The organism is Thauera phenylacetica B4P (assembly GCF_000310225.1).
In the GTDB taxonomy this organism is placed as follows: Bacteria; Pseudomonadota; Gammaproteobacteria; order Burkholderiales; family Rhodocyclaceae; genus Thauera; species Thauera phenylacetica.
Genome location: NZ_AMXF01000157.1, coordinates 1 through 9,555 on the forward strand (window position 1 = coordinate 1; position 9,555 = coordinate 9,555).

Consider the following 9,555-nt stretch of genomic DNA (forward strand, 5'->3'; position numbering starts at 1 on the left):
GCATGAAGGACTCCAAGGTGATCGTGGCGATCAACAAGGATCCCGAAGCGCCGATCTTCCAGATCGCAGATTACGGCCTGGTGGCCGACCTCTTCGAGGCAGTCCCCGCGCTCGTCGCAGCGGCCTGACTCCTACCCGCCTCTCCCCCTCGCGGCTCGTCCGGTCCGATGCGACCGGCGGCCGCTTTTTTTGTCCACGCTCACCGGCTCCCCGCCTGCAGCAGGTCGTCGATCAGCCGCACCAGCTTGAGTGCGGGGGCTTCGATCTGTTCCACCGGCACCGCGGCGAAGCCGAGGTTCATGCCCGGGCGCCTGTTCGCGGGGTCGATCGCATACAACGATAGCGGTCGCATCACCACGCCCTCGCGCAGCGCCAGCGAAGAGAGCTGCACGTCGTCGAGCGGGCGCTCGAAGGGGACCGGGATGTGCAGGCCGGCGAGGCCGCCGGCCGGTGTGGCGATGCCTGCGAGGTGGCGCTGCAGCACCTCGATGAGGCGGTCGCGGCGCTCCTCGTAGATGCCGCGCATGCGGCGGATGTGCGTGGTGAAATAGCCGCCGTCGATGAACTCGGCCAGCGCCGCCTGCTCCAGCATGCGGCCCTCGCGGTAGAGCTCGGCGTTGCCGGTGGTGAAGGCCTCGACGAGATCTTCCGGCACCACCAGGTAGGCCAGGCGCAGGCCGGGATACATGACCTTGCTGAAGGTGCCGACATAGATCACCCGCTGAGCCGCAGACAGGCCGAAAAGCGAGGCCACCGGGTGGTCGTGGTAGCGGATCTCGTTGTCGTAGTCGTCCTCGATGATCCAGATGCGGTTCTTCTCCGCGTACTCGAGCAGGCGCAGCCGGCGTTCGAGCGACATCACCGCACCCGTCGGGTACTGGCTCGAGGGTGACACGAAGATCAGGCGCGGCGGATGATCCCAGTCGGCTTCCTGCGGGTTGATGCCCTGGGCGTCGACCGGCACCGGGTGGATGGCGAGATCGCAGGCCGCCAGCACGTTGCGCGCCCCCCAGTAGCCCGGATCCTCCATCCACGCCACGTCGCCGACGTCGGCGAGCATGCGCGCGCACAGGTCGAGCGCCTGGTGCGAGCCGTTCAGGATCAGGATCTGCTGCGGGCTGCACGACATCATGCGGGTCACGCGCAGGTATTCCGCGAGCACCAGCTTCAGCGGTCCGTAGCCGCCGTAGCCGTACTGCGCCAGGTGGCGCTGCTCGAGCCGCATCTGCTTGGCCACCAGCTTGCGCCAGGTGGCGAAGGGAAAGTGGGTGACGTCCGGGAAGCCGGGCATGAAGGCGCCCGCCTGCACCCGGCTCGACAGCGCGTCGGCGGCGATCCGGCAGCCTCTTTTCGACAATCCTTCGCTACGGGCGCCGACCATTCGCCGCGGCTTTTGCTGCGGTGCAGTAGTGGCCACCGCGTCGGAGACGAAGGTGCCCGAGCCCACCCGGCTGTCCAGGTAGCCTTCGACGATGAGCTGGTCGTACACCCGCACCACGGTGTTCCGCCCCAATGCGAGCTCCGCCGCCAGGGCGCGGGTGGCCGGCAGCGCGGTGCCGGGGGTGAGCCGGCGCGCGATGATGGCCTCGCGGATGGCGAGATAAAGGCGCGCGCGGGCGCTGGACGAGGGCGCCTGTTCCGCATAGGCCTGGACGATGAGTTCGCAGCTGAGTCGGCAATCCATTGCAGTGCAGCAATAATTGGTTCTATCAAAGTATAAGTAATTGGATCAAGCCTGGGCCAATTCGTAGCCTAGGATTCGTTGGCCAGAGCGCACAGCGCCACTTGCAGGAGACGGAGACAGATGGAAGCGGTCCACAACAACCAGGCAGCCCACGTCAGCTTTCGCAACGTCCAGAAGACCTACGACGGCGAAACCCTGATCGTGCGGGACCTCAATCTCGACATTCGCCGCGGCGAATTCCTCACCCTGCTCGGGCCCTCGGGTTCGGGCAAGACGACTTGCCTGATGATGCTGGCCGGCTTCGAGACGCCGACTGGCGGCGAGATCCGCCTCGATGGCGAGGTCATCAACCGGGTGCCGCCCTACCGCCGCAACATCGGCATGGTTTTCCAGAACTATGCGCTGTTTCCGCACATGACGGTGGCCGACAACCTGCGCTTCCCGCTGCGTGTGCGCAAGCTGGCGGCCAACGAGGTCGAGGCGAGGGTGAAAACGGCGCTCGGCATGGTGCAGCTCGAGGCCTTCGGCAATCGCTACCCGCAACAGCTCTCCGGCGGCCAGCAGCAGCGCATCGCGCTTGCCCGCGCGCTTGTGTTCGATCCCCAGCTGGTGCTGATGGACGAGCCGCTCGGCGCGCTCGACAAGAACCTGCGCGAGCGCATGCAGCTCGAGATCAAGCACATCCAGCAGAACCTCGGCATCACCGTGGTGTTCGTCACCCACGACCAGAGCGAGGCGCTGACCATGTCGGACCGCATCGCCGTGTTCAATCACGGCGTGATCCAGCAGATCGACGCCCCCGAGACCCTGTACGAACTCCCCGCCAACTCCTTCGTCGCCGACTTCATCGGCGAGAACAACGCGCTCGACGGCACCGTGGTCGCGGTCGCGGGCGAGGAGTGCGACGTGCGCCTGGACTGCGGAACGGTGCTGCGCGCGCGCACCGGAAACGTCGGCGCCGGCGGCCGCACCCGCATCGCCGTGCGCCCGGAGCGCGTGCAGCTCGCCGGGGCGGACGGCGCCTGTGCCAACCCGCTCGATGCCACCGTGCGCGAGCTCATCTACCTCGGCGACCAGATCCGCCTGCGCATCGAGCTCGCGGGCAAGCACGAATTCACCATCAAGGCGCCGATTTCGCAGCTCGACCGCTCGCTGCGCCCCGGTGATGCAATCCGCGTCGGGCTCGATCCGGCGCACACCCGCGCGCTCGACGTGCCCGCGGCGCACTGAGGCAGCCCCGCCGACGTATCCGCAATCCCGGCCGCCCGGCGGCCTTCACCCGCAACACCCAAAAAACCAGAACCGGAGACACATCATGAAGCACGCCGCATCCTTCCTTCGCGCCGCCGTCCTCGTCGCCCTCGGCGGTGTCGTCGGCACCGCATCGGCCGACATCACCGTCATCTCCTTCGGCGGCGCCTCGCAGAAGGCGCAGGACAAGGCCTACTACGCGCCCTTTGCCAAGGCCACCGGGGTCAGGGTCGTCGCCGGCGAGTACAACGGCGAGCAGGCCAAGGTGAAGGCCATGGTCGAGGCGGGCAACGTGACCTGGGACGTGCTCGAGGTCGAGTCGCCCGAGCTGGTGCGTGGCTGCGAGGAAGGCCTGTTCGAGAAGATCGACTTCGCGCAGGTGGGCGACAAGGCCGATTTCGTGCCGGCGGCGGTGAACGAATGCGGTGTGGGCATCTTCGTGTGGTCGACCGCGCTGGCCTACAACGCCGACCGCCTCAAGGAGGCGCCGACCTCCTGGGCCGACTTCTGGAACGTGGACAAATTCCCCGGTAAGCGCGGCCTGCGCAAGGGCGCGAAGTACACCCTCGAATTCGCCCTGCTCGCCGATGGCGTCCCGACCAGCGATGTGTACAAGGTGCTCGCCACCCCGGCCGGCGTCGACCGCGCTTTCGCCAAGCTCGACAAGCTCAAGGCGAACCTCCAGTGGTGGGAAGCCGGCGCGCAGCCGCCGCAGCTGCTCGCCTCGGGCGACCTGGTCATGAGCGCCGCCTACAACGGCCGCATCTCCGCTGCGCAGGTCGAAGGCAAGAACCTCAAGGTGGTTTGGAACGGCAGCATCTACGACGTCGATTCGTGGGCCATTCCCAAGGGCTCGCCGAACAAGGCCGACGCGCTCAAGTTCATCCGCTTCGCCAGCCAGCCCGAAAACCAGGCGGTGTTCTCCGGCGAGATCGCCTACGGCCCGGTCAACCTCAAGGCGGTGCCGAAGATCGACGCCAAGGTCGCCTCCGGCCTGCCGACCTCGCCCGAGAACATGACGGGCGCGATGGCGACCGACACCGAGTTCTGGGTCGAGCACGGCGAGAACCTCGAGCAGCGCTTCAACGCCTGGGCCGCGCGCTGAGCGCTGCCTTCGTCGCATGCCCGCGCGCGGGCATGCCTGCGCCGCCGCGGGCGTCCGGTCCGCGGTGGCGGCCGCGACGCGCGGCCACCGTCTCCATCTGACCGAGTGGACAAGTCCATGAGCACTGCCGTCGACACCTCCGCTGCCGTACCCTTGCCCGCCGAGGGCGACGGCACGCCGCTGAAGAAGCGCCTGCGCCGCGCCGAGCGTCGCCGCAACCTGCTCTTCGGCGCCCTGATCCTGCCGCTCGCGCTGGTGGTGCTGGTGGCCTTCATCTGGCCGATCGGCTCGCTGCTGACGATCGGCGTCGATAACCCCGAGATCCACGACAACCTGCCGCGCACGCTCGCCGCGCTCGAGGACTGGAACGGCAGCGCGCCGCCGGCCGAGGCCGCCTTCCGCGCGCTCGCCGACGAGCTCGCAGCGGCCAAGGGCTCGCCGGCGATCGCCGCGATCGCCAAGCGCCTGAACCGCGAGAACGCCGGCTACCGCAGCCTGGTCATGAAGACCGCGCGCAAGCTGCCGCTCGATGCCGCCGTGCCGGCGCGCGAGGCGCTGGTGGCGATCGATGCGCAGTGGGGCGAGCTCGCCACCTGGCAGGCGATCCACCGCGCCGGCGGCGCGCTGACGCCCTTCTACCTGCTCGCCGCGATCGACCGCGTGATCGACGCCGACGGCAACATCGTCGCCGCCCCGGAGGACGAGCGCATCTATGTGGACGTGCTGCTGCGCACCTTCTGGATGAGCCTGATCGTCACCGTGTGCTGCCTGACGCTCGGCTTCTCGGTGGCCTACCTGATGGCCAGCCTGTCCACCCGCCACAGCAACATGCTGATGATCTTCGTGCTGCTGCCGTTCTGGACCTCGGTGCTGGTGCGGGTGGCGGCGTGGATCGTGCTGCTGCAGAACGAGGGCCTGGTGAACCGCCTGCTGATGTGGCTCGGCCTCACCGACAGCCCGCTCCAGCTCCTCTTCAACCGCTTCGGCGTGTATGTGGCGATGGTCCACATCCTGCTGCCCTTCATGGTGCTGCCGCTGTACTCGGTGATGAAGGGCATCTCGCCGGTATACATGCGCGCCGCGCTCTCGCTCGGCTGCCCGCCCTTCCGCAGCTTCTGGAAGATCTACTTCCCGCAGACCCTGCCCGGCATCGGCGCCGGCGGCCTGCTGGTGTTCATCATGTGCATGGGCTACTACATCACGCCCGCGCTGCTCGGCGGCCCGAAGGAGCAGATGCTGAGCTACTTCATCGCCTTCTACACCAACCAGACGATCAACTGGGGCATGGCGGCCGCGCTCTCCGCGGTGCTGCTGGCGGCGACCCTGCTGCTGTACATGGTCTATGCCCGCTACCTCGGGCCGACCCGGGTCAAGTACATGAAGGCACGCTGAGGACGACGACGATGCTGCAACCCTACGCTTCGCCCGTGGAACGGGCATGGTATTTCGGCATGCGCGGGCTGGTCGGGCTGATCCTGGCCTTCCTGTTCCTGCCCATCCTGGTCATCGTGCCGCTGTCCTTCAACGCCGACAGCTTCCTGATGTACCCGATGTCGGGCTTCTCGCTGCGCTGGTACGAGGAGTTCGCGACCTCGCCGGCCTGGCGCCAGGCGCTGATGAACAGCCTGATCGTGTCGCCGCTCGCCACCCTGCTGGCGATGGTGCTCGGCACCCTGGCCTCGATCGGCCTGGTGCGTGCCGAGTTTCCCGGCAAGGCGCTGCTCACCGCGGTGCTGATCTCGCCGATGGTGGTGCCCGTGGTGGTGATCGGCGTGGCGATGTACATCTTCTTCGCCCCGCTCGGCCTCACCGGCAGCTACACCGGCCTGGTGTTGGCGCATGCCATCCTCGGCGTGCCCTTCGTCGTCACCACGGTGACCGCGACCTTGCAGGGCTTCGACTTCAACCTGGTGCGCGCGGCCTCCAGCCTCGGCGCCAACCCGATCACCACCTTCTTCCGCGTCACCCTGCCGATGGTCGCGCCCGGGATCATCTCGGGCGGCCTGTTCGCCTTCGCCACCTCCTTCGACGAGGTCGTGGTGACGCTCTTCCTCGCCAGCCCCGAGCAGGCGACGCTGCCGCGGCAGATGTTCGCCGGCATCCGCGAGAACATCAGCCCGACCATCGCCGCGGTCGCGACCATCCTGATCGTGCTGTCGACGCTGATGCTGATGACCCTCGAATGGCTGCGCCGGCGTGCCGAGCGCATGCGCGGCGCGCGCCGCTGAGCGAAGCGACCACGCGAAGCCCGGCACCCCCCGCGCACACACCGAAGCTTTCCCCGACCACCCGACGGAACCCGACCATGAGCCTGAACCTGAAAGATCCCGACCTCTTCCGCACCCGCTGCTACGTCGACGGGCAGTGGATCGACGCCGACGACGGCGCCACCGTGAGCATCCGCAACCCGGCCAACGGCGAGGTGCTCGGCACCATCCCGCGCATGGGTGCGGCCGAGACCCGGCGCGCGATCGAGGCCGCCAACGCCGCATGGCCGGCATGGCGCGCGCTCACCGCCGGCGCACGCGCGAAGATCCTGCGGCGCTGGTTCGAGCTCATCCTCGCCAACCAGGAAGATCTCGCCGTGCTGATGACCAGCGAGCAGGGCAAGCCGCTCGCCGAGGCGCGCGGCGAGGTGCTCTACGCCGCCTCCTTCATCGAGTGGTTCGCCGAGGAAGGCAAGCGCATCTACGGCGACGTGATCCCCGGCCACCAGCCCGACAAGCGCATCGTTGTCACCAAGGAGCCGATCGGCGTGTGCGCGGCGATCACGCCGTGGAACTTCCCGGCGGCGATGATCACGCGCAAGGCCGGCCCCGCGCTCGCGGCCGGGTGCACGATGGTGCTCAAGCCCGCCACGCAGACGCCGTACTCGGCGCTCGCGCTGGCGGTGCTCGCCGAGCGCGCGGGGATTCCCAAGGGCGTGTTCAGCGTGCTCACCGGCGGCGCGGCCGAGATCGGCGGCGAGCTCACCGCCAACCCGATCGTGCGCAAGCTCACCTTCACCGGCTCCACCGAGATCGGCGTCAAGCTGATGTCGCAGTGCGCGCCCAGCATCAAGAAGCTCTCGCTCGAGCTCGGCGGCAACGCCCCCTTCATCGTCTTCGACGACGCCGACCTCGACGCCGCGGTCGAGGGCGCGCTCGCCTCCAAGTACCGCAACACCGGGCAGACCTGCGTGTGCGCCAACCGCCTGCTGGTGCAGGACGGCGTGTACGACGCCTTCGCCGGCAAGCTCGCCGCCGCGGTGGCGCGCCTGAAGGTGGGCAACGGCCTGTCCGAGGGCAGCACCCAGGGCCCGCTGATCGACATGAACGCGGTGGCCAAGGTCGAGGAGCACATCGCCGACGCGGTGGAGAAGGGCGCGCGCGTGCTCGCCGGCGGCAAGCGCCACGCGCTCGGCGGCAGCTTCTTCGAGCCCACCATCCTGGTCGACGTGACCCCGGCGATGAAGGTGGCGCGCGAGGAGACCTTCGGCCCGGTGGCGCCGCTGTTCCGCTTCAAGGACGAGGCCGAGGCGATCCGCATGGCCAACGACACCGAGTTCGGCCTGGCGGCCTACTTCTATGCCAGCTCGATGAACCGCGTGTGGCGGGTCGGGGAGGCGCTCGAGTACGGCATCGTCGGCATCAACACCGGGATCATCTCGACCGAGGTCGCGCCCTTCGGCGGCATGAAGTCCTCCGGGCTCGGCCGCGAAGGTTCCAAGTACGGCATCGAGGACTACCTCGAGGTGAAGTATCTGTGCATGGGCGGCGTGCAGTGAGCCGCCGCCACCCCAACCGCATCGACAGGAGAAACCCATGAACGCCAACACCATCCCCCCCGGCCTGCACAACGCCGACTTCATGGCCCGCCGTGCCGCCGCGCTGCCGCGCGGCGTCGGCCAGGCCCACCCCCTGTTCGCCACCAAGGCGCTCAACGCCGAGGTCTGGGACGTCGAGGGCCGCCGCTTCATCGACTTCGTCGCAGGCATCGCCGTGGTCAACACCGGCCACTGCCATCCGCGCGTGGTCGCCGCGGCGCAGGCCCAGCTCACCCACTTCAGCCACACCTGCTTCCAGGTCGTGGCCTACGATGGCTACCTGCGCCTGGCCGAGCGCCTCAACGCGCTCGCCCCGGGGGACGCCCCGAAGAAGACCATGCTGGTGAGCACCGGCGCCGAGGCGGTCGAGAACGCGGTCAAGATCGCGCGCGCCTTCACCGGCCGCCCAGGCGTGATCGCCTTCAACGGCGCCTTCCACGGCCGCACGCTGCTCACGCTCGGCCTCACCGGCAAGATCGATCCCTACAAGCTGGGTGTCGGCCCCTTCCCGGCCGAGATCTACCACGCCCCCTATCCCTGCGCGCTGCACGACATCAGCGTCGATGACGCCATCCACGGCGTCGAGCTGCTGTTCAAGAACGACATCGAGGCGCGCCGCGTCGCCGCCTTCATCGTCGAGCCTGTGCAGGGCGAGGGCGGCTACTACCCCGCTCCGGCCGAGTTCCTGCAGCGCCTGCGCGCGCTCGCCGACAAGCACGGCATCCTGCTGATCGCCGACGAGATCCAGTCCGGCATCGGCCGCTGCGGCAAGATGTTCGCGATCGAGCACAGCGGCGTGGCGCCCGACCTCATCACCCTGGCCAAGGGCCTCGGCGGTGGCTTCCCGATCGCCGCCGTGGTCGGGCGCGCCGAGGTGATGGATGCGCTCGCTCCGGGCGGCCTGGGCAGCACCTACGCCGGCGCGCCGATGGCCTGCGCCGCCGCGCTCGCCGTGCTCGACGTCATGGAAGAAGAGAAGCTGTGCGAGCGCGCGATCACGGTCGGCGAGCACATGCAGCGCCGCCTGCGCGAGCTGGCCACGCGCCACAAGTGCATCGGCGACGTGCGCGGACTGGGGGCGATGGTGGCGGTGGAGTTCTTCCACGACGGCGACCACGCGCGTCCGGCCCCGGAGATCGCCAAGGCGGTGATCGCCGCGGCCCTGCAGCGCGGCCTGCTGCTGCTGTCCTGCGGCAGCTACGGCAACGTGCTGCGCCTGATGGTGCCGCTGACCATCGAGCAGGCGGTGCTCGACGAAGGCCTCGACCTCCTCGCCGCGGCGATGGACGCCGCGGCCTGATCGGGGCCGCAGTGCGCGAGCCGGGGGGCGCTGCGGATTCAGCGCCCTTCGGCGGCGAGCATCGCCGCGACGTGCTCGCCGATCGCGAGCGCGGCGGTGAGGCCGGGCGACTCGATGCCGTACAGATGCACCAGCCCCGGCGTGCCGTGTGCCGCCGGGCCGTCGATGCGGAAGTCGGCGTCGGGCTCGCCGGGGCCGACGATCTTCGGGCGCACGCCGGCATAGCCCGGCTGCAGGCGCTGCGCGTCCAGGTCCGGCCACCAGCGCCGGATCGCGCTGGCGAAGCGCTCCACCCGTGCGGGATCGACCGTGTAGTCCGGCGTGGCGATCCACTCCACGTCGGGGCCGAACTTCGCCTGCCCGCCCAGATCCAGGGTCAGGTGCACGCCCAGCCCGCCCGGCTCCGGGAT

8 protein-coding genes and 1 pseudogene are annotated in these 9,555 nt (G+C 69.0%); 7 read left to right on the plus strand and 2 right to left on the minus strand.

Annotated elements, in window-relative coordinates; genetic code table 11:
* Positions 1–128 (plus strand): annotated as a pseudogene (locus C667_RS25115) (electron transfer flavoprotein subunit alpha/FixB family protein); the annotation flags it as partial.
* 71 nt (positions 129–199) lie between these two features.
* Here C667_RS25115 and pdxR read toward each other — a convergent pair.
* Entirely contained in the window at positions 200–1,684 is a 1,485-nt protein-coding gene (gene pdxR, locus C667_RS16290) for a MocR-like pyridoxine biosynthesis transcription factor PdxR (protein ID WP_004369985.1), read from the minus strand.
* A gap of 120 nt (positions 1,685–1,804) precedes the next feature.
* Here pdxR and C667_RS16295 point away from each other — a divergent pair, with 120 nt between their 5' ends.
* From C667_RS16295 to gabT, 6 genes are all read left to right on the plus strand, one after another.
* A complete protein-coding gene (locus tag C667_RS16295) occupies positions 1,805–2,914 on the plus strand; it encodes an ABC transporter ATP-binding protein (RefSeq protein ID WP_004369988.1) in 1,110 nt (369 codons plus the stop codon).
* Positions 2,915–2,999: 85 nt separating this feature from the next.
* Positions 3,000–4,040, plus strand: a complete 1,041-nt coding sequence (locus C667_RS16300; RefSeq protein ID WP_004369990.1) for an ABC transporter substrate-binding protein — start codon at positions 3,000–3,002, stop codon at positions 4,038–4,040.
* Positions 4,041–4,157: 117 nt separating this feature from the next.
* Entirely contained in the window at positions 4,158–5,432 is a 1,275-nt protein-coding gene (locus tag C667_RS16305) for an ABC transporter permease (RefSeq protein ID WP_004369991.1), read from the plus strand.
* A gap of 11 nt (positions 5,433–5,443) precedes the next feature.
* Entirely contained in the window at positions 5,444–6,268 is an 825-nt protein-coding gene (locus tag C667_RS16310; RefSeq protein WP_004369993.1) for an ABC transporter permease, read from the plus strand.
* A 77-nt stretch (positions 6,269–6,345) separates the two neighbouring features.
* The gene (gabD, locus tag C667_RS16315) at positions 6,346–7,806 is read left to right on the plus strand and encodes an NADP-dependent succinate-semialdehyde dehydrogenase (RefSeq protein ID WP_004369995.1); all 1,461 of its coding nucleotides are present in this window, start codon (positions 6,346–6,348) and stop codon (positions 7,804–7,806) included.
* Between the two features lie 37 nt (positions 7,807–7,843).
* Entirely contained in the window at positions 7,844–9,145 is a 1,302-nt protein-coding gene (gene gabT, locus C667_RS16320; protein ID WP_004369996.1) for a 4-aminobutyrate--2-oxoglutarate transaminase, read from the plus strand.
* A 38-nt stretch (positions 9,146–9,183) separates the two neighbouring features.
* Here the strand turns inward: gabT and C667_RS16325 are convergent.
* On the minus strand, positions 9,184–9,555 hold a 372-nt coding region (locus tag C667_RS16325; protein ID WP_004369998.1), incomplete at its 5' end, for an FAD-dependent oxidoreductase.

Bases quoted from the DNA above. Each gene is read 5' to 3' on its own strand.
- pdxR (WP_004369985.1), bottom strand. From the start codon at position 1,684: ATGGATTGCCGACTCAGCTGCGAACTCATCGTCCAGGCCTATGCGGAA.
- C667_RS16295 (WP_004369988.1), top strand. From the start codon at position 1,805: ATGGAAGCGGTCCACAACAACCAGGCAGCCCACGTCAGCTTTCGCAAC.
- C667_RS16300 (WP_004369990.1), top strand. From the start codon at position 3,000: ATGAAGCACGCCGCATCCTTCCTTCGCGCCGCCGTCCTCGTCGCCCTC.
- C667_RS16305 (WP_004369991.1), top strand. From the start codon at position 4,158: ATGAGCACTGCCGTCGACACCTCCGCTGCCGTACCCTTGCCCGCCGAG.
- C667_RS16310 (WP_004369993.1), top strand. From the start codon at position 5,444: ATGCTGCAACCCTACGCTTCGCCCGTGGAACGGGCATGGTATTTCGGC.
- gabD (WP_004369995.1), top strand. From the start codon at position 6,346: ATGAGCCTGAACCTGAAAGATCCCGACCTCTTCCGCACCCGCTGCTAC.
- gabT (WP_004369996.1), top strand. From the start codon at position 7,844: ATGAACGCCAACACCATCCCCCCCGGCCTGCACAACGCCGACTTCATG.